The following is a 388-nucleotide window of genomic DNA, read 5'->3' as shown; positions in this document are numbered from 1 at the left end:
CTAGGTTAAGCTAGTAAGAGCACACGGAGGATGCCTAGGCACCAGGAGCCGATGAAGGACGTGGCGAACAACGAAATGCCTCGGGGAGCTGTAAGCAAGCATTGATCCGGGGATGTCCGAATGGGGAAACCCGGCTGTCGTAATAGGCAGTCACGCATATCTGAATACATAGGATATGTTGAGGCATACGAGGGGAACTGAAACATCGAAGTACCCTCAGGAAGAGAAAACAATAGTGATTCCGTAAGTAGCGGCGAGCGAACGCGGAAGAGCCTAAACCAAGGAGCTTGCTCCTTGGGGTTGTGGGACGTCTCACATGGAGTCAGAAAGGTGTTTATTAGATGAAGAGGTCTGGAAAGGCCCGCCATAGAAGGTAAAAGCCCTGTAA

General features: G+C 51.0%; 1 rRNA gene. It reads left to right on the top strand.

Annotated elements, in window-relative coordinates:
- Positions 1-3: 3 nt before the first annotated feature.
- A 23S ribosomal RNA gene (locus BBG47_RS28495) occupies positions 4-388 on the top strand; the annotation flags it as partial.

The organism is Paenibacillus sp. KS1 (genome assembly GCF_001680695.1).
Taxonomy (GTDB): domain Bacteria; phylum Bacillota; class Bacilli; order Paenibacillales; family Paenibacillaceae; genus Paenibacillus_B; species Paenibacillus_B suaedae.
This window is presented reverse-complemented; position numbering and strand designations above follow the sequence as displayed.